The 18,141-nt window shown below is 67.1% G+C and carries 13 protein-coding genes; 9 read left to right on the forward strand and 4 right to left on the reverse strand.

All coding sequences use genetic code 11. The features are described 5' to 3' along the window. Positions 1 to 30: 30 nt before the first annotated feature. Entirely contained in the window at positions 31 to 810 is a 780-nt protein-coding gene (locus BLW27_RS03720; protein WP_089879393.1) for an SDR family oxidoreductase, read from the forward strand. 104 nt (positions 811 to 914) lie between these two features. Here the strand turns inward: BLW27_RS03720 and BLW27_RS03725 are convergent, their stop codons facing one another. From BLW27_RS03725 to BLW27_RS03735, 3 genes are all read right to left on the reverse strand, one after another. Continuing rightward, entirely contained in the window at positions 915 to 1,601 is a 687-nt protein-coding gene (locus tag BLW27_RS03725; protein WP_089879397.1) for a M48 family metallopeptidase, read from the reverse strand. A gap of 166 nt (positions 1,602 to 1,767) precedes the next feature. Continuing rightward, positions 1,768 to 3,927: a phosphoribosylformylglycinamidine synthase subunit PurL gene (purL, locus tag BLW27_RS03730; protein WP_089879400.1), complete on the reverse strand. Its 2,160-nt coding sequence runs from the start codon at positions 3,925 to 3,927 to the stop codon at positions 1,768 to 1,770. A 340-nt stretch (positions 3,928 to 4,267) separates the two neighbouring features. After that, on the reverse strand, positions 4,268 to 5,173 hold the full coding sequence (locus BLW27_RS03735) for a LysR family transcriptional regulator (RefSeq protein ID WP_089879403.1): 906 nt from the start codon (positions 5,171 to 5,173) through the stop codon (positions 4,268 to 4,270). Between the two features lie 175 nt (positions 5,174 to 5,348). Here BLW27_RS03735 and BLW27_RS03740 point away from each other — a divergent pair, with 175 nt between their 5' ends. The 4 genes from BLW27_RS03740 to ccmE all read left to right on the forward strand — a co-directional run bounded on the left by BLW27_RS03740 (position 5,349) and on the right by ccmE (position 11,450). Next, complete coding sequence (locus tag BLW27_RS03740) at positions 5,349 to 8,765, forward strand: indolepyruvate ferredoxin oxidoreductase family protein (RefSeq protein ID WP_089879406.1); 3,417 nt, start codon at positions 5,349 to 5,351, stop codon at positions 8,763 to 8,765. A 102-nt stretch (positions 8,766 to 8,867) separates the two neighbouring features. After that, positions 8,868 to 9,680 carry a glutamate racemase gene (murI, locus tag BLW27_RS03745; protein WP_089879408.1) on the forward strand — a complete coding sequence of 271 codons (813 nt, stop codon included), beginning with the start codon at positions 8,868 to 8,870 and terminating at the stop codon, positions 9,678 to 9,680. A gap of 36 nt (positions 9,681 to 9,716) precedes the next feature. Next, on the forward strand, positions 9,717 to 10,745 hold the full coding sequence (gene argC / locus BLW27_RS03750) for an N-acetyl-gamma-glutamyl-phosphate reductase (protein WP_089879411.1): 1,029 nt from the start codon (positions 9,717 to 9,719) through the stop codon (positions 10,743 to 10,745). A gap of 249 nt (positions 10,746 to 10,994) precedes the next feature. Further along, positions 10,995 to 11,450, forward strand: coding sequence for a cytochrome c maturation protein CcmE (gene ccmE / locus BLW27_RS03755; protein WP_089879414.1), 456 nt, complete (start codon positions 10,995 to 10,997; stop codon positions 11,448 to 11,450). A 15-nt stretch (positions 11,451 to 11,465) separates the two neighbouring features. Here ccmE and mnmA read toward each other — a convergent pair whose 3' ends face one another. Then, entirely contained in the window at positions 11,466 to 12,608 is a 1,143-nt protein-coding gene (mnmA, locus tag BLW27_RS03760) for a tRNA 2-thiouridine(34) synthase MnmA (RefSeq protein ID WP_089879417.1), read from the reverse strand. Positions 12,609 to 12,730: 122 nt separating this feature from the next. Here mnmA and sciP point away from each other — a divergent pair, with 122 nt between their 5' ends. The 4 genes from sciP (at position 12,731) to recG (ending at position 18,087) form a co-directional block, all read left to right on the forward strand. Then, entirely contained in the window at positions 12,731 to 13,009 is a 279-nt protein-coding gene (gene sciP, locus BLW27_RS03765; protein ID WP_089879421.1) for a CtrA inhibitor SciP, read from the forward strand. A gap of 95 nt (positions 13,010 to 13,104) precedes the next feature. Continuing rightward, complete coding sequence (gene ctrA / locus BLW27_RS03770; RefSeq protein WP_089879424.1) at positions 13,105 to 13,818, forward strand: response regulator transcription factor CtrA; 714 nt, start codon at positions 13,105 to 13,107, stop codon at positions 13,816 to 13,818. Between the two features lie 67 nt (positions 13,819 to 13,885). Further along, on the forward strand, positions 13,886 to 16,000 hold the full coding sequence (gene ligA, locus BLW27_RS03775) for an NAD-dependent DNA ligase LigA (RefSeq protein ID WP_089879426.1): 2,115 nt from the start codon (positions 13,886 to 13,888) through the stop codon (positions 15,998 to 16,000). Continuing rightward, a complete protein-coding gene (recG, locus tag BLW27_RS03780; RefSeq protein WP_089879430.1) occupies positions 15,997 to 18,087 on the forward strand; it encodes an ATP-dependent DNA helicase RecG in 2,091 nt (696 codons plus the stop codon). Before ligA ends, recG begins: the two co-directional genes overlap by 4 nt. The last annotated feature ends 54 nt before the right edge of the window (positions 18,088 to 18,141 follow it).

Consider the following 18,141-nt stretch of genomic DNA (forward strand, 5'->3'; position numbering starts at 1 on the left):
GCCGGCACCGGGACGCATGGGGAGAGCGGCATGGATCTGGGCATTCGCGGAAAACGGGCGCTGGTCTGCGCGTCGTCGAGGGGGCTGGGCCGCGGCTGTGCCGAGGCGCTGGCCGAGGCCGGCGTCGACCTGGTGCTGAACGCCCGCGGCGAGGACGCGCTGACCGCCACCGCCGAAGCGATCCGCGACCGATACCAGGTGCAGGTCACCGCGATCGTCGCCGACATCACGACCGAGGACGGCCGCGCGCGCGTGCTGGAGCAGGCGGGCGCCATCGACATCCTCGTGACCAACGCGGGCGGCCCGCCGCCGGGCCTGTGGCAGGACTGGACGCGCGACGATTTCATCGCCGCGCTCGACGCCAACATGCTGGCGCCGATCGCGCTGATGACCGCGCTGATGCCACCGATGATGGAGCGCGGCTGGGGCCGGGTGGTCAACATCACCAGCCAGTCGGTCAAGGCGCCGATCCCGCAGCTGGGCCTGTCGAATTCCGCCCGCGCCGGGCTGACGGGCTACGTGGCGGGCACCGCGCGGCAGGTCGCGCCGCACGGGGTGATCGTGAACAACCTGCTGCCGGGCATCCATGCCACCGACCGCGCCGATCAGCTCGACCGCGGTGTGGCCGAGCGCGAGGGGATCACGCTCGACGAGGCGCGCGCGAAGCGCCGCGAAACGCTGCCCGCGCGCCGCTACGGCGACCCGAAGGATTTCGGCGCCATGTGCGCCTTCCTGTGCTCGCAGCGCGTGGGCTTCATGGTCGGGCAGAACGTGCTGCTGGACGGCGGCGGCATCAACGCGACGCTGTAGCCCGGGCCGAGACAGCCAAGGAACACCCTGTTCGACCGTGCGCGAAGGGCCCGCGATCATGCGGGTCGCGCTTCGATCGTGCGGCTAACGCCTGCGGTCCGGCTTCAATCCACCCGCCAGCGGTGCTGGTGCTTTTCCAGCGCGGCGATGCGCTCTTCGGTCTTCGGGTGCGACATCAGCCAGGCGGGTACGGCTCCGCTGCGCGAATTGGTCAGCGCCTCGAGCTTGCGGAACAGCGATTTCTGCGGCTCGACGCCGATGCCCGCCTTGGTCAGCAGGGCGGCGGCGTATTCGTCCGCCTCGTATTCGTCCGAGCGTGAAAGCCGCGCGGCCAGCAGCGACATCAGCCCGTTGGCGATCCAGATGCCGATGCCCGGCAGGAACCGCGACAGCACCATCGCCAGCGCCGTGCGCAGGGCGTTCTGGCCGGAGAAATCGATCATGCGCCGCCGCGAGTGGCCCAGGGCCACGTGGCCCAGCTCGTGCGCGATGACGCTCGCCATCTCTTCGGCCGAGACCTCGCCGTTCTGGTACTTCCGGAAGAAGCCGCGCGTGATGAAGATCCGTCCGTCGGGTGCGGCCAGCCCGTTGACCGGATCGATCTCGTAGACGTTCACGCGGATGCGCTGCAGGTCCAGCGCGGCGGCCATGCGGTCCGTCAGCTTCTTCAGCCGCGGATCGGCCAGTTCAGTCGACCGTTCGTCGAGTTCGCGCGCGGTGCGCCAGGCCGAGAAGCGGTACATCGCGTAGCCGTACAGGATCGCCAGAAGGATCGGGGTGAACTTCAGCATGGCCTGAATATGGGGTGCCTGCGCGCCCGCGCCAAGCGCGGCGAAGCCGCACGGTGCCGTGATGCGCCGAAATGCAACGACTCAATGTGCCCGGCGATGCGTACCGATCCGTTCGTACCGGCCCCACGCGGTCAGGCCGGCGCCCGACCCCGTGGAGCGATGATTGTCAGTCGAAAAGCCGCTCGAGCGCGTCGCGGTGCAGGCCCGCCAGTTCGGCCAGCGGTGCCTCGGCCCCGCCCAGCCGCACGGCGTCTCCGCCGAAGCGGCCCACGGTGACCAGGGGCACGCCATCTTGTCCGGCCTTGACCATCAGCGCCTCGGCCGCGTCGAAGCTGCAGGCGATCAGGTAGCGCGCCTGGTCCTCGCCGAACAGCTGCGCGGTGTCGTCGATGTCGATGCGAACGCCCAGCCCCGCGGCGGCGGCCATCTCGAACGCCGCCATCGCCAGCCCGCCATCCGACAGGTCGGTGCAGGCCTGGATCCAGTCGCGGTGCGCCAGCACGAAGTCGCCGTTGCGGCGCTCGGCCTGCAGGTCGACCGGGGGGGCGTCGCCCTCGGCCCGGCCGAGCACGTCGGCCAGCAGCGCGGATTGCCCCAGGTGGCCGGCACTCTCGCCCAGCAGCAGCGCCACGTCGCCCTCGCGCGGCAGGCCCAGGATCGGCGTCTCGCCGGCGGCGATCAGGCCCACGGCACCGATGGTCGGCGTCGGCAGGATTGCGCTGCCGCCGGTCTCGTTGTACAGCGACACGTTCCCCGACACGATCGGCATGTCGAGCGCGACGCAGGCCTGCCCGACCCCGTCCAGCGCACCCACGAACTGGCCCATGATCGCGGGCTTCTCGGGGTTGCCGAAGTTCAGGTTGTCGGTGGTCGCCAGCGGCTTCGCCCCCACGGCGACCAGGTTGCGGAACGCCTCGGCCACCGCCTGCTTGCCGCCCTCGACCGGGTTCGCCGCCACGTAGCGCGGCGTCACGTCCGAGGTGAAGGCCAGCATCTTATCGGTGCCGTGCACCCGGATCACGCCCGCGCCGTAGCCCGGTCCGCGCACCGTGTCGGCCATCACCTGGCTGTCGTATTGCTCGTAGATCCACGCGCGCGAACAATGGTTGGCGCTGGACAGCAGCGCCTTCAGCGCGTCGAGCGCGTCGACCTGCGGCACCTCGCCCAGGGGCGCGGCCGGCGGCGTCGGTTCCCACGGGCGGTCGTATTCGGGTGCCGTGCCCGACAGCGCCTTCAGCGGCAGGTCCGCCATCACCTTGCCGCCATGCATGACGACGAAGCGGTCCTCGGCGATGGTCTCGCCCACGATGGCGAAGTCCAGGTCCCACTTGTCGAAGACCGCCCGCGCCTCGGCCTCCTTCGCGGGGTCGAGCACCATGAGCATGCGCTCCTGGCTTTCCGACAGCATCATCTCGTAGGCGGTCATGCCGTCCTCGCGGCAGGGCACGCGGTCGAGGTCGAGCCGCACGCCCAAGCCGCCCTTGTCGCCCATCTCGACGGCCGAGCAGGTCAACCCCGCCGCGCCCATGTCCTGGATCGAGATCACCGCGCCCGTGGCCATCAGCTCCAGGCACGCCTCCATCAGGCGCTTTTCGGTGAACGGGTCGCCCACCTGCACGGTGGGTCGCTTTTCCTCGATCGAGTCGTCGAACTCGGCGCTGGCCATGGTCGCGCCGCCGACGCCGTCGCGGCCCGTGCGCGCGCCAAGGTACACGACCGGCCGTCCGACGCCTGACGCCGCCGAGTAGAAGATCTTGTCCGTGTCCGCGATCCCGGCTGCGAAGGCGTTGACCAGGCAGTTGCCGTTGTAGGCCGCGTCGAAGCGCACCTCGCCGCCCACCGTGGGCACGCCGAAGGCGTTGCCGTAGCCGCCGATGCCTTCCACCACGCCATGCACCAGCCGGCGGGTCCGGGGATGCTCGGGCAGGCCGAAGCTCAGCGCGTTCATCGCCGCCACGGGCCGCGCGCCCATGGTGAAGACGTCGCGCAGGATGCCGCCCATGCCCGTCGCCGCTCCCTGGTGGGGCTCGATGTAGCTGGGGTGGTTGTGGCTCTCCATCTTGAAGACCACCGCCTGCCCGTCGCCGATATCCACCACGCCCGCGTTCTCGCCGGGGCCGCAGATCACCTGTGGACCGGTCGTGGGCAGCTTGCGCAGGTGGATCTTGGACGACTTGTAGGAGCAATGCTCGTTCCACATGGCCGAGAAGATGCCCAGCTCGGTGAAGCTGGGCGCGCGGCCGAGCAGGTCCACGATTCGCTGGTATTCCTCGGGTCTGATCCCGTGCGCGTCGATCAGCGTTTCGGTGATGGCCGGTTCGGTCATGCGGGCACAATCCTCGGGTCCGTGTCGCGCGTTCTCTATGCCAAGCCCGCCGTCGAGAAAAGCCCGCCTGTCGCGCACCTTGCCGCACCGCCTCCGGGGACGCGGCCGCCCGGCGGGCCCGTGCAACCCACGGGCGAAAAAAAAGGCCGAGCACAAAGCTCGGCCGAAGTCCAACAGGGAGGTATGAAGATGACGCGCAATTCAGCGCTTCATCGTTCATGTGCCGGATATGCCATCGATCCACGCACGATCAAGGCAAATCGGCCTGACAGTGTGGCATGGCCGCCATGCGTGTTGTGCATACCACACAATTCGTTCGCCCATAACGTGCAGAATCGGATCAATCCGCGCCCATCGCCTTGCGCGATTTCCGGTGGGCGATGATCTCCTCCTGCACGAAATCGCGGAAGGCGGACACGCGCTTGGACTGGCGCAGCTCCTCGGGGTAGGCGAGGAAGACGGGAACCTCGACCGACTCGACATCCGGCAGCACGCGCACCACCGAGGGGAAGTCCTCGATGATGTAGTCGGGCAGCACGCCGATCCCGAGATTCGACAGCACCGCCTGCAGCACGCCGAAGTAGTTGTTCACCGTCAGCATCGACTGGATGTCGAAGGTCAGCAGCTGCTGCACCAGGTTCAGGCCCGCCGTCACCTGCGCCGAGCGCGGGTTCTGGCAGATCAGCCGGTGGTTCGTCAGGTCGGCGGGCATGCGCGGCTCGCCGCGCTCGGCCAGGTATTCGGGCGTCGCGTAAAGCCGCATCCGGATGCTCATCAGCCGCTTGCGGATCAGGTCGGCCTGGCTCGGCTCCTTCATGCGGATGGCCACGTCGGCCTCGCGCATGGGCAGGTCCAGCACGCGTTCCTCGAGCATCAGGTCGATCTTCAGGTCGGGGAACTTCTCGTAGAGCTTGGCCAGGCGCGGCGCCAGCCACAGCACGCCGAAGCCGTGCGTGGTCGTCACCTTCAGCTCGCCGAAGACCTCTTCCTCGCTGTCGCGGATGCGCGCGGTGGCGGCCTCGACGCGCTTCATCATCGCCTGCGTGGCCTCGAACAGCAGCTCGCCCTGCTCGGTCAGAATCAGTCCGCGCGCGTGGCGGTGGAACAGGGTCGTGTTGAGCATCTCTTCCAGCGCGCGAATCTGCCGCGACACCGCCGATTGCGACAGGTGCAGCGTGTCCCCCGCATGGGTCAGGCTGCCGGCGTCGGCGACCGCGTGAAAGATTCGAAGCTTGTCCCAGTCCATATGCACAACTTTTTTCATGCTGAGCCCGCCGGTACGAAACGCGGGCGATGTGTGGCCCCGTTTACGCAACAATGCCGTGAATGCACCAGATAATTCTATGCAGGTCAGATATTATGACCTAAATTTCATGCTAAAATCCGTACATTGGCGCCCCTCAGGGCGCAGGGAGACGCAGATGAGCAAACCGCAGATTTCGCTGAACGACCGGTTCGACCTGAGCAAGGACACGGTCCTGCTGAACGGCACGCAGGCGCTGGTGCGCCTCATGCTGATGCAGAAGGCGCGCGACGTGGCCGCAAGCCTCGACACCGCGGGCTACGTCACCGGGTACCGCGGCTCGCCCCTTGGCGCAGTCGACCTGCAGATGACCCGCGCGAAGAAGCACCTCGAGGCCGCCGACGTCCTGTTCCGCGAGGGGCTGAACGAGGATCTCGCCGCCACTGCGCTCTGGGGCAGCCAGCAGGCCGAGCTGCGCGGCGAGGGCAAGCACGATGGCGTCTTCGGCCTGTGGTACGGCAAGGGCCCGGGCGTCGACCGGTCGGGCGACGTCTTCAAGCATGCCAACATGGCCGGTTCGTCGAAACACGGCGGCGTGCTGGTGGCGATGGGTGACGACCACACCGGCGAAAGCTCGACCGTGCTGCACCAATCCGAGTGGGCGCTGATCGACGCTTACATGCCGATCGTATCGCCCGCCGGCGTGCAGGAGATCCTGGATTACGGCGTGTATGGATACGCATTGTCCCGGTTCTCGGGGCTGTGGGTCGGTCTCAAGACCATGAAGGACACGATCGAGGCGACGGCCGTGGTCGACGGCCGCCCCGACCGAATGCAGATCGTGACGCCCGACTTCGACATGCCGCAGGGCGGGCTGAACATCCGCCTGGGCGACACGCCCCACGCGCAAGAGGCGCGGATGATCGACTACAAGCGCTACGCGGCCGAGGCGTTCAGCCGCGCCAACGGCATGGACAAGCGCATGCACGGCAAGCCGGGTGCCAAGATCGGCTTCGTCTCGGCCGGCAAGAACTGGCTGGACCTGGTCCACGCCATGTCGCTGCTGGGTCTCGACGACGAAGCGTGCGAGCGGCTGGGCATCACCACCTACAAGGTCGGCCAGACCTTCCCGCTGGACATGCAGGGCTTCCACGACTGGGCCGAGGGGCTCGACCTGATCGTGGTGGTCGAGGAAAAGCGCAAGCTGATCGAGATCCAGATCAAGGAGGCGCTGTTCGACGACAACCGCTACCGCGTCTACGGTTGGTACAAGGGCGGCGCCGGCGGCATGCACCGCGAGGAATTGTTCCCCACGCGCGGTGCGCTCGACCCGGTCTGGATCGCGCGCAAGCTAGGCGACATCCTGATCGAGGAGGGCCGCGGCACCGACCGCGTCAAGGCCGGCCTGCAGGCGATCGACGACGCGCAGAAGGCCGACAATTCCGAGGAACTGGCCGCCCGGCTGCCGTACTTCTGCTCGGGCTGCCCGCACAACACCTCGACCAAGGTGCCCGACGGCTCGCGCGCCTATGCCGGCATCGGTTGCCACTACATGGTACAATGGATGGACCGCGAGACGACCGGCTTCACCCATATGGGCGGCGAGGGCGTCAACTGGGTCGGCGAGGCGCCGTTCTCGAAGCGCGACCACGTGTTCCAGAACCTGGGCGACGGGACATACAATCACTCGGGCTCGCTGGCGATCCGCGCGGCACTCGCCCAGAACACCAACATCACCTACAAGATCCTCTACAACGACGCCGTCGCCATGACCGGCGGCCAGCCGAACGAAGGCGGGCTCACCCCGCAGCGCATCGTGGCCGAGCTGCGCGCCATGGGCGTCGAGACCGTCTTCGTCGTGCACGACGAGAAAGAGCCGGTCGAACGCGCCGATTACCCGCGCGAGGTCGAGATCCTCGAACGCTCGGAGATGGAGTCCGTGCAGAAGCGCTGCACCCAGATCGAGGGCGTGTCGGCCATCGTCTACATCCAGACCTGCGCCGCCGAGAAGCGCCGCCGCCGCAAGCGCAAGCAGTTCCCCGATCCCGACAAGCGCGTGTTCATCAACACCGACGTCTGCGAAGGGTGCGGCGATTGCGGCGTACAATCGAATTGTGTCTCGATCGTTCCGGTCGAGACCGAGCTTGGTCGCAAACGCGCCATCGACCAGTCGAGCTGCAACAAGGACTATTCCTGCCTCAAGGGCTTCTGCCCCTCGTTCCTGACACTCGAGGGCGCGAAACCCAAGAAGTCCGCCACCACCGATGTCACCCTGCCCGACATGCCGCTGCCCACGCTGCCGGCGATACAATCGACCTGGAACATGATCGTCACCGGCGTCGGCGGCACCGGCGTCGTGACCATCGGCGCCGTGCTGGCGCAGGCTGCGCAGATCGACGGCAAGGGCGCCGCGATGATGGAGATGGCCGGCCTCGCCCAGAAGGGCGGCGCGGTGCACATCCACCTGCGCCTGGCAAATCAACCCTCGGACATCAGCGCCGTGCGCGTCGCCACCGGCGAGGGCGACGCGCTGATCGGCGGTGACCTCGTGGTCAGCGCCGGCGCGAAGACGCTGGGCCTGATGCGTCCCGGCACCGGCGGCGCGGTGGTCAACAGCCACGAGATCATCACCGGCGACTTCACCCGCGACACGGAATTCACCATTCCCACCGACCGCCTGAAGCTGTCGATCGAGGCGAAGGTCAGGGACCGCCTGACGCTGTTCGACGCCTCGGATCTCGCCCGCGCCACGCTGGGCGACTCGATCTTCTCGAACATGATGATCCTCGGCGCGGCCTGGCAGCGCGGCCTCGTCCCGCTGACCTACGACGCCATCGCCGAGGCGATCCGCCTCAACGGCGCCGCGGTCGAGGGCAACCTGCGCGCCTTCGAACTGGGCCGCTGGGCGGCTTTGTGCCCCGAGGACGCCGCTCGCGTATTGACGCCGAACGTGGTCGAGAAGCCCAAGACCACCGAGGAGCGCATCGCCTTCCGCGCCGACCACCTGACGAAATACCAGGGCCGTCGCCTCGCGAAACGCTACCGCGCGATGGTCGACGGCATCGACGATCCGGCCCTGCGCGAGGCGGTCGCCAAGGGCTATCACAAGCTCCTGGCCTACAAGGACGAATACGAGGTTGCGCGCCTGCATCTCGACAGCCGTGAGAAGGCGCGCGCCCAGTTCGACGGCGACTTCAGAATGACCTTCCACCTCGCCCCGCCGGTCATGTCGAAGACGGGCTCGGACGGCCGGCCGGTCAAGAAGACCTTCGGCCCGCGCATGCTGACCGCCTTCCGGTTGCTCGCGCCGATGAAGGTGCTGCGCGGCACGCCGCTCGACCCGTTCGGCCGCAGCGCCGAGCGCCGGATGGAGCGTGCCCTGATCGCGCAGTACGAAGCCGACATGGCCGAATGGCTGCCCAAGGCCCGCCCCGAGACCCGCGACGCGCTGATCGCGCTAACCGAACTGCCGCTGTCGATCCGCGGCTTCGGGCCCGTCAAGGAAAAGAACGCCGCCCAGGCCGAGAAGCGCCGCGAGGAGATCCTCGCCGTGCTGCGGCAGGGCGGGGCGGGCATGGCCAAGGCCGCCGAGTGACGCGCGACCGATACGCGAGGCGATGGATTTTCCCCGCGAAACCGCCTATGCGCTGAACCCGGCGCCGCGACATGCGGCGCCGGTCAGCGCGCGAGGGATACAATGGCGGTAGGCGTATTCGATTCGGGGCTGGGCGGCCTGACCGTGCTGGACGCGGTGGCGCGCCGCCTGCCGGACGTGCCCTTCGTCTACTTCGCCGACAGCCGGAACGCGCCCTACGGCGTGCGCGAGGCCGACGATATCCACACCCTGACCGTGGCCGCCACCGAGCGTCTGTTCGCCGCCGGCTGCGACCTGGTGATTCTGGCCTGCAACACCGCCAGCGCCGCCGCCCTGCGCCGGATGCAGGAGACCTGGGTGCCGCGCGACAAGCGCGTGCTGGGCGTCTTCGTGCCGCTGATCGAGGCGCTGACCGAACGGCAATGGGGCGACAATTCCCCCCCGCGCGAGGTCGCCGTGAAGCACGTGGCGCTGTTCGCCACGCCCGCCACCGTGCGCAGCCGCGCCTTTCAGCGGGAACTGGCCTTTCGCGCCATCGGCGTCGACGTCGAGGCGCAGGCCTGCGGCGGCCTCGTTGACGCGATAGAGGAGGGCGACATGATCCTGGCCGAGGCGCTGGTGCGCTCCCACGTGGATGCGCTCAAGCGCAAGATGCCCCAGCCCCAGGCCGCGATCCTGGGCTGCACGCATTACCCGCTGATGCAGGAGGTCTTCCAGGACGCTCTGGGGCCCGACGTCTCGGTCTACAGCCAGGCCGATCTGGTGGCCGAATCGCTGGCCGACTACCTGTCGCGCCACCCCGGCATGCTGGGGCAGGGGCGCGAATCCGGCTTCCTGACCACCGGCAATCCGCTCAAGGTGTCGCAGCACGCCACGCGGTTCCTGCGACGAAGGATCGACTTCGCCGCCGCCTGATACAACCGCGACACACCGCCGAAAGACGGAGAGACAATGACCCATACAATCGCCATCATCGGCGCCTCGGGCTATACGGGTGCCGAGCTGATCCGCCTGATCGCCACGCATCCCGACATGCGCATCGCGGCGCTCGCCGCCAATTCCAAGGCGGGGCAGCCGCTTGGGGCGGTCTTTCCGCACCTGCGCCATCTCGACCTGCCCGACCTCGTGACCTGGGAAGAGATAGACTTTTCCGGCATCGACCTGTGCTTCTGCGCCCTGCCGCACAAGACCAGCCAGGAAGTCATCGCGAAGCTGCCCAAGGGCCTGAAGATCGTCGACCTGTCGGCCGATTTCCGGCTGCGCGACCCCGAGGCATACAGGAAATGGTACGGCAACGACCACGCCGCCCCCGACCTGCAGGCCGAGGCCGTCTACGGCCTGACCGAGTTCTACCGCGACGAGATCACCGCCGCGCGGCTGGTCGCCGGCACCGGCTGCAATGCCGCGACGGGACAGTACATATTGCGCCCGCTGATCGCGGCCGGTGTGGTCGACCTCGACGACATCATCCTCGACCTCGCCTGCGGCGTGTCGGGCGCGGGCCGCAGCCTAAAGGAAAACCTGCTGCATGCCGAGTTGTCCGAGGGCACCAACGCCTATTCGGTCGGCGGCGCGCACCGCCATCTGGGCGAGTTCGACCAGGAGTTCAGCGCGCTCGCGGGCCGCGACGTGCGCATCCGGTTCACCCCGCACCTCGCCCCGTTCAACCGCGGCATCCTTGCCACCGCCTACCTGAAGGGCGAGGCCGAGGCCGTGCGCTACGCGCTGGCCACCGCCTACGCGGACGAGCCGTTCATCACCGTCCTGCCGATGGGCGAGACTCCGTCCACGCATCACGTGCGCGGCTCGAACTTCTGCCATATCGGGGTGGTGGCCGACCGGATTTCGGGGAAGTGCAACGTGCTCGCCGCGCTCGACAACCTGTGCAAGGGCTCGTCGGGGCAGGCGGTTCAGAACGCCAACCTGATGCTCGGCTGCGACGAGACGGCCGGCCTGATGCTGGCGCCCTGCTTCCCCTGACGCGCGGCCCGCGGCCGGTCGCGGGCGGCCGGCCGCGGGCACCAAAACAGGGCCAAAAATTGCCGAAAGGTTAATCCGTCCCTGCAAGTCATTGATTTTTCTGAGGCGCCCTCGTGTCCCACCGTGGGACACCTGCGCTGGCGGGAAAGGCCGCCGGAAGGGAGCGGCAAATTGACCGCCGGGGCGGGCAGGGCTTCCGGTCGCGGCCCCAGCCCTTATATTCGTCTCAGAACGATCCCGGAGAAGCCCATGGCCCTCACATCCCTCAAGAAGAAGCGCCGGATCCAGATCGTGGCGCTGGCCGCCGTGGCCCTGATGGGCTCGACCGCCCTGATCGGCTACGCCATGCAGGACGGGATCAATTTCTTCCGCTCGCCCAGCCAGGTGATGGCCGAGCCGCCCACCGCGGCCGAAACCTTCCGCATCGGCGGCCTGGTCGAGGAAGGCAGCTTGGTCCGCGGCGACGGCGAAAGGATCCGCTTCAACGTCACCGATGGCGGCGCCTCGGTCCCGGTGGTCTTCTCGGGCGTGCTACCCGACCTCTTCGCCGAGAACCAGGGCATGGTCGGCACCGGCCGCTACGTGGACGGAGTCTTCGAGGCGTCCGAGATTCTCGCCCGCCACGACGAGACCTACATGCCCAAGGAAGTGGTCGACGCCCTCAAGGAGCAGGGCGTCTATCAGGAACCCGCGCCCGGCAGCTAGGCCGCGACGGCCGGATCAGGCGCCGCGCCAGATCCAGCCGCCGCCGAAGATGCGCGTGCCCTCGGGGTCGTAGAACACGCAGGCTTGACCCGCGCTCACGCCTTCCTCGGGGGTCAGCAGCTCCACCTCCGCCTCGGTGTCCGAGATCGGCCGCAGCACCGCCTCGCGCGGGGGGCGGGTCGAGCGGACCTTGACCGACAGCGGCCATTCTTTTCGCGACGTGAAGGACTCATCGCCCAGCCAGTTGATTTCGCGCACCGGAATGGTCCGCGTCGCCAGCATCGACTTCGGGCCAACCACGACGCGGCGGTTCTCGACGTCCAGCTTCACCACGTAGAGCGGGTCGGACAGCCCGCCGATCCCCAGACCCCGGCGCTGGCCGATCGTGTAGTGGATCACGCCGCGATGCTGGCCAAGGACGCGACCTGCCGGATCGACGATCTCGCCCGGCTCGGCCGCGCCCGGGCGCAGCTTCTCGATCACGCTGGCGTAGTCCCCGTTGGGCACGAAGCAGATGTCCTGGCTGTCGGGCTTGTCCGCCACGCTCAGCCCGTAGCGCGCGGCCAGGCGGCGCGTGTCGTCCTTCGACGGCAGGTGGCCCAGCGGGAAGCGCAGGAAATCCAGCTGCTCTTGCGTCGTTGAGAACAGGAAATAGCTCTGGTCGCGGTTTGCATCCGCTGCGCGGTGCAGTTCGGCCCCCGCGGCACCGGTCTTGCGCTGGATGTAATGGCCCGTCGCCATGCAATCCGCATCGAGATCGCGCGCGGTCTGCAGCAGGTCCTTGAACTTCACCCGCTCGTTGCAGCGGATGCAGGGCACCGGGGTCGCGCCGCCCAGATAGCTGTCGGCGAATTCGTCGATCACCGCCTCGCGGAAGATGTTCTCGTAGTCCAGAACGTAATGGGGGAAACCCATCTCGTCCGCCACGCGTCGCGCGTCGTGAATGTCGAGGCCCGCGCAGCAAGCGCCTTTCTTGGCCAGCGCCGCGCCGTGATCGTACAGTTGCAGCGTGACGCCGACGACGTCATATCCTTCTTCCTTCAGCATGGCGGCCACGACGGAACTGTCGACGCCGCCGGACATGGCGACGACCACGCGGGTTTCGGAAGGCGCTTTGGGCAGGCCAAGCGAATTGAGCGGGCTTGCGTCGAGGGGCATGGGCATTCTCCGGAAGTTGCCGGGAATATAAGAAAATCCAAAGCTTTCTCAAGGTGCGGGTTCAGGCACCGTTAAGTGCGTTGTGAAATCAAGGACCCCGGCAACGGAGCGGGGTTTTTGTGATGTTTCTCAAGAAGGTCGATGGTCCTCGTGCGGTCAAGCTGCCCGACGGAACCTTCATGACTCGCGCCGATCTTCCGGCCGCCGACACGAAACGCTGGGTCGCCTCGCGCAAGGCAACGGTCGTGAAGGCCGTGCAATACGGGCTTCTGTCGGTCGAACAGGCGATGGAGCGATATGCGCTGAGCGAGGAGGAACTGTCGCACTGGCTTCGGGCCGCGATTCAGCACGGGGAAGAGGCGCTAAAAACCACGCGGACGCAGAAATTCCGTCAACCATAGGTTGGAATTGCGGCAGTGAGAGTTAGGGTAAGGTGGTGTTAACTATTTTCCGACAGGTTCGTCGCAGCTCGTAAGTTAATGACTGGAGACAGCCCATGCGCATCCTGTTGGTCGAGGATGATCCCACGACGGCGAAAAGCATCGAACTGATGCTTGGCCACGCCAACCTGAACGTCTACACGACCGACCTCGGAGAAGAGGGCGTCGATCTCGCCAAGTTGTACGATTACGACCTGATCCTGCTGGACCTCAACCTGCCGGACCTCAACGGATACGAGGTGTTGCGCCAGCTGCGCGTCGCGCGGATCGAGACGCCGATCCTGATCCTTTCGGGCGAGGACGAGACCGAAAGCAAGATCAAGGGCTTCGGGTTCGGCGCCGACGATTACCTGACCAAACCCTTCCACCGGGACGAGCTGATCGCGCGCATCCATGCGATCATCCGGCGTTCGAAGGGGCATTCCCAGTCGATTATCCGGACCGGCAAGGTCGCGGTGAATCTGGACGCCAAGACCGTCGAGGTCAGCGGCAAGGCCGTGCACCTGACTGGCAAGGAATACCAGATGCTCGAGCTTCTGAGTCTGCGCAAGGGGACGACCCTGACCAAGGAGATGTTCCTCAATCATCTCTACGGCGGCATGGACGAGCCCGAGTTGAAGATCATCGACGTCTTCATCTGCAAGTTGCGCAAGAAGCTGTCCGAGGCGACCGGCGACAGCAACTACATCGAGACCGTCTGGGGCCGCGGCTACGTCCTGCGTGACCCTGAGCCCGCGGACGATCCCGCGCGTCTGGCCGCCAACGGCTGATCTCGGCGCTGGATTTCCGAAGGGGCGGGACCTATCACTCGGTCGATGATCGAGAGAGGACGCGTTCATGGCGGAAAAGCCGATCGCTGCGCTGACCGAAGACGAGGCCAGCGAAGAACTTGCCGTGCTCGCCAGGGAACTGGCGCGTGCCGATCAGGTGTATCACGGTGATGATGCTCCCGAGCTTTCGGATGCCGAATACGATCGGCTGAAGCGGCGCAATGCCGCGATCGAGGCGCGCTTTCCTGCCCTCAGACATCCGGACAGCCCCAGCGATCGGATCGGCACCGCGCCTTCCGAAGGCTTCTCCAAGGTGCGCCATGCGGTGCGCATGATGTCGCTGTCGAATGCGTTTACGGCCGACGATCTGCTGGATTTCGACAAGGGCGTGCGCCGCTATCTCGGCCTGGGCGCGGATGATGCGCTGGCCTACACGGTCGAGCCCAAGATCGACGGCCTTTCGCTGTCGCTGCGCTATGAAAGCGGTCGATTGATCCGCGCGGCCACGCGTGGGGACGGAACCGTTGGCGAGGACGTGACCGCAAACGCCCTTACAATCGACGATATCCCCACGCGGATCGAAGGGGCGCCCGATCTGCTGGAGATCCGGGGCGAGGTCTATATGAGCCACGCGGACTTCCAGGCGCTCAACCGTCGCGAGGCTGAAAAAGCGGGGCGGACCTTCGCCAATCCGCGCAACGCGGCTGCGGGAAGCCTGCGCCAGCTCGATCCCGAGGTCACGCGTGGCCGCCCGCTGAAGTACTTCGCCTATGGCTGGGGCGCGGTGTCCGAGCGCCTTGCCGATACGCAGAAGCATGCGATCGAGCGCCTGGCGCAGCTGGGCTTCCGCACCAATCCGCTGACATCGGTCGCGGAGGACGTCGACGAGATGCTGCGGCTGTACGAGCAGATCGAGAAGCGACGGGCGACGCTCGGCTACGACATAGACGGCGTTGTGTACAAGGTCGACGCGCTCGACCTGCAGGAGCGTCTGGGTTTCCGCTCCACCACCCCGCGCTGGGCGATCGCGCACAAGTTTCCGGCCGAGCTTGCCTGGACGTGGCTGGACGGGATCGACATCCAGGTCGGGCGCACCGGCGCACTGTCCCCGGTCGCGCGACTGCGGCCGGTGACCGTCGGCGGGGTCGTCGTCTCGAACGCGACGCTTCACAATGAGGACTACATCGCCGGCCGCGACGCCAAGGGAGACCCGATTCGCGACGGCAAGGATATCCGCGTCGGCGATTGGGTGCAGGTCTACCGCGCCGGCGACGTCATCCCCAAGATCGCGGACGTGGATCTCGAACGCCGACCGAAGGGCACACAGTCATTCGATTTTCCGCGCGCGTGCCCGCAATGCGGCTCTGATGCGATTCGCGAGCCGGGCGATTCCGTACGCCGCTGCTCGGGCGGTCTGATCTGCCCGGCCCAGGCGGTCGAGCGCCTGAAGCATTTCGTTTCGCGTGCCGCCTTCGACATCGACGGCCTGGGCGCCAAGCAGGTTGAACAATTCTATACCGACGGGTGGATTTCCGAGCCTGCCGACATCTTTACGCTCGAGGAGCGCTTCTCGAGCGGCATGCAACAGCTGAAGAACCGGGAGGGGTGGGGCGAGAAATCGGCCGAGAACCTGTTCCGCTCGATCCGCGAACGGCGCCGGATCCCGCTGGGCCGGTTGATATTCGCGCTTGGCATGCGCCATGTGGGTGAGCAGGCCTCGCTTCTGCTGGCGCGGTCCTACGGATCGTGGCGCGCGTTCGAGTCCGCGATGGTCGACGCCGCCCCGATGGAGGGGCCAGCTTGGGACGCGCTCCTGTCGATCGACGGTGTCGGACCCGTTCTGGCGCGGTCACTGGTCTCGACGATGAACCAGGACGCCGAGCGCGCCTCGATCGACCGGCTCGTGGCGATGCTGGAGGTCGAGGATGCCGCCGCGCCGGATGTTGCGGCCTCACCCGTTGCGAATAAGACCATCGTGTTCACCGGCACGCTGGAACGGATGACCCGAGCCGAGGCCAAGGCCCGGGCCGAGGCGCTGGGGGCAAAGGTGTCCGGCTCGGTCTCTGCAAAGACGGACATCGTCGTTGCGGGTCCTGGCGCGGGCAGCAAGGAAAAGAAGGCGCGCGACTTGGGGCTGGAGGTGCTCGACGAGGATGGCTGGCTGGAACTCGTCGGCAGATGAGCGGACGACCCGAACGGCTTTGGCCGCTTTTCGCGGAAATACAGACCTTGGACGGCGTCGGCCCGAAAACGGCGCAGGCGCTGGGCCAGGTCGGAATTGACGCGATCCGCGACCTGTTGTTCACGCTGCCGCATTCTGGCATCGACCGCCGCGTGCGTGATACGATCCGGGGAGCCGACATGCCCGCCACGTTGACGGTCCCGGTGGTGGTGGGTCAGCATCGTCCACCGCGCAAGCGCGGCGGTGCTTATCGCATCGAAGTGGACGATGCCGCGATGCGCTTCCAGATCACGTATTTCCACGCGCGACCGGAATACCTGATGCGGCTCCTGCCTCCGGGCAGCCGCCGGCTGGTCTCGGGGCGGGTCGAGTTGTTCGACGGGGTGCCGCAGATGACGCATCCTGACCACGTGGTCGAGCCGTCCGAGAGTGGGACGATACCGGAATACGAACCTGTCTACCCCCTGACCGCCGGCGTCACGCAGAAGATCATGACCAGGTCCGTCGCCAACGCATTGGCCAAGACGCCCGAACTGGCCGAATGGATCGATCAGGCGCTCGTCGCGCGCGAGGGATGGCCCGCATGGAAGGATGCGCTGGTCGCCGCGCACGCGCCCGGGAATGCCGCCGATCTTGCGGCAAGTGCAATCAGTCGTGCGCGCCTGGCCTATGACGAGCTGCTGGCGCATCAATTGACGCTTGCCTTGGCGCGCCGTGCCCGCCGTGCCCGTCCGGGGAAGATCACGCATGGTGATGGTCACTTGCGCGCAATCGTCCGTGCCTCGCTGCCGTTTGCTCCGACCGGCGCGCAGCTTCGCGCGCTGGAGGAGATCAGCGCCGACATGGCGCGGCCGGAGCGCATGAACCGCCTGCTCCAGGGCGACGTGGGATCCGGCAAAACGCTGGTCGCGCTTCTCGCGCTGCTCATCGCGGTCGAGGCCGGCGGCCAGGGTGTCATGATGGCGCCAACCGAGATCCTCGCCCGCCAGCACTTCGACGGCCTCGCACCGATGGCGCGTACGGCCGGCGTGACGCTGGACCTGCTGACAGGGCGCGACAAGGGGGGCGATAGGGCACGGAAACTCGCGGAACTCGCATCCGGTGAAATCGACATACTGGTCGGCACGCATGCGGTCTTTCAGGACGACGTGGCATTCGCCGACCTGAGATTGGCCATCGTCGACGAACAGCACCGGTTCGGCGTGCGTCAGAGGATGGAGCTGGGTCGTAAGGGCGAGGCGGCGGACGTGCTGGTCATGACGGCGACGCCGATTCCGCGCAGTCTGGCCCTGGCGCAATACGGCGACATGGATGTCTCGGTTCTGGACGAAAAGCCGCCCGGTCGGCAGCCCGTGCGCACGGCGCTGATTTCCGAGGAGCGGATGGCCGAGATCGTGGACCATTTGCGCGGTGCGATCTCGGAGGGAAGGCAGGCTTACTGGGTCTGCCCGCTGGTCGAGGAAAGCGAGAATTCGGACCTTGCCGCTGCCGAAGCGCGCTTCGCGCACCTGCGCGGGGCCTTGGGAGAGGGAGCGGTGGGCTTGGTGCATGGTCAGTTGCCTCCAGCGGATAAAGATGCGGCAATGGCCCGATTCAGTGCGGGAAAGACCGCGGTGCTCGTCGCGACCACGGTGATCGAGGTCGGAGTGAACGTGCCGAAGGCGTCGATCATGGTCATCGAGCGAGCAGAGGCCTTTGGCCTGGCTCAGCTGCACCAGTTGCGCGGGCGGGTCGGGCGCGGCACCGCAGCCTCGACCTGCGTCCTGCTCTATCGTCCACCTCTGGGCGAGGCCGGCATGCGCAGATTGACGACCCTGCGCGAGACCGAGGACGGCTTCCGCATCGCCGAGGTTGACCTGGAGATGCGCGGGGCCGGCGACGTCATCGGCGTTGCCCAGTCAGGCGTGCCGCGTTTCAGGATAGCGGATCTCGAGCGTCAGGCCGGTCTGATGGCGATCGCGCAAAGCGACGCGCGCCGCCTGCTTGAGGCCGATCCCGGCCTTGTCACCGAGAGGGGGCAGGCGGCGCGCACGCTGCTTTGGCTGATGCGACAGGACGAAGCCATCAGGCTGATCTCTGTCGGCTGACCACGGCGCGCCGCCCTTTCCGCATAGTCACGTTCCTGGGGAGAACATGATATG

Origin of the sequence: Citreimonas salinaria, assembly GCF_900107235.1 — a bacterium.
Classification (GTDB): domain Bacteria; phylum Pseudomonadota; class Alphaproteobacteria; order Rhodobacterales; family Rhodobacteraceae; genus Citreimonas; species Citreimonas salinaria.